The organism is Arthrobacter sp. 10T413_2 (assembly GCF_056394205.1).
The window spans coordinates 1-1,295 of sequence record NZ_JBFTHK010000352.1 but is presented as its reverse complement, the minus strand read 5'-3'; the positions used below and the strand labels follow the sequence as shown (position 1 = coordinate 1,295).

Sequence of the window (1,295 nt, the reverse complement as noted above, 5' to 3'; positions counted from 1 at the left end):
CTGCCGGAGCTGGACGAGCAGACGTTCTACGGTTTCATCGCCGGCTCCGGCAGCAGCGCGTTCCACAGTTCCTTGATCCGGGCCGTGTCCCGGGCCCGGATGGCCTCCTGCATCTCGGCGAACCGGGCGCCGTCGTTCACGGCCGCCTTCCACGCGTCCGCGACCTCCAGGAAGAACGGGGGCAGKTCCGCCGCGGTCTCGGCGTAGTACTTCTGGCCGGCGAGCTCGATCACCGTGCTGGAGGTCGCCGGCGCCAGCGGATTGGGGAACTCCTGGGTGTCCAGCCCGAGCAGGTCCACGTAGTGGTAGAAAGCCTTGCCGGAGACCGGGAACCGCATGCCGCCGAGGTCCGCCACGATGCCCGGCGCGGACGGGAAGCTGGCCGTCCTCAGCCGGCCGCCGATCCTGTCGGCCTCATAGACCACCGGGCGCAGGCCCAGCTTCATGAGCTCATAGGCGGTCACGAGCCCGGACAGGCCGGCACCGACGACGGCGACCTCCGTCCCGTACAGTTCCGGCGGCACGGACCCCAGGCCGTCCGGGTGGGCCAGATAGTGGTCGTAGCTGAACGGGAAATCCGGGTTCAGCATGGTGATGGGCGCCTCGGCCGGGGTGGAAGCCGGTGMGGGGGCCGGCAGTTCGGTGGCGGTGGTCATGAGATCTCTGCCTTCAGTTCCTCGGTTGTGGTGGTRTTGGCGGGTTGGCGGCTTGATAGTTCACGGTATTCCTCGTGCCCCAGGGCCGCCACCCTGGAGTTCTTGCGGCCGTAGCCGAAGTAGGCGGCAAGGCCCACGAGCATCCAGACGCCGAAGACCGCCCAGGTCTCGGCGCCGAGGTTGGCCATGAGGTAGGCGCACATGAGGGCGCCGAGAATCGGGGTCAGCGGAAAGAGCGGGACGCGGAAGCTGCGCTTGAGCTCCGGGCGGTTGCGCCGCAGGTAGAGGACGGCCACGTTGACCAGCGCGAAGGCGAAGAGGGTGCCGATGCTGGTGGCGTCCGCGAGGGCGCCCAGCGGCACAAGGCCGGCGGTCAGCGCGACGGCGGTGCCCACGATCAGGGTTCCGGCAACCGGTGTGCCGGTCCGGGGCGAGACTCGGCCGAAGACTTTGGGGACGAGGCCGTCGCGGGACATGGACAGCAGGATCCGGGTCTGCCCGTAGAGGACGGTCAGCACGATGCTGGCGATGGCCAGCACGGCACCGACGGCGAACACGACGCCGACCCACGGCTGGCCGGTGATTTCCTCGAGGATCTTCACGAGGGCGGCTTCGGTGCCGTCGAACCAGCCCCAGGGT

1 protein-coding gene and 1 pseudogene are annotated in these 1,295 nt (G+C 69.2%); both read right to left on the bottom strand.

Annotation, left to right across the window (positions count from 1 at the left end; translation table 11 throughout):
- Positions 1-44: 44 nt before the first annotated feature.
- A pseudogene (locus tag AC1DBQ_RS23385) lies at positions 45-656 on the bottom strand (flavin monoamine oxidase family protein); the annotation flags it as partial.
- Positions 653-1,295: APC family permease (locus tag AC1DBQ_RS23380; RefSeq protein ID WP_476930763.1), on the bottom strand; the 643-nt coding region annotated here is incomplete at its 5' end. The gene AC1DBQ_RS23380 and the pseudogene AC1DBQ_RS23385, both read right to left, overlap by 4 nt.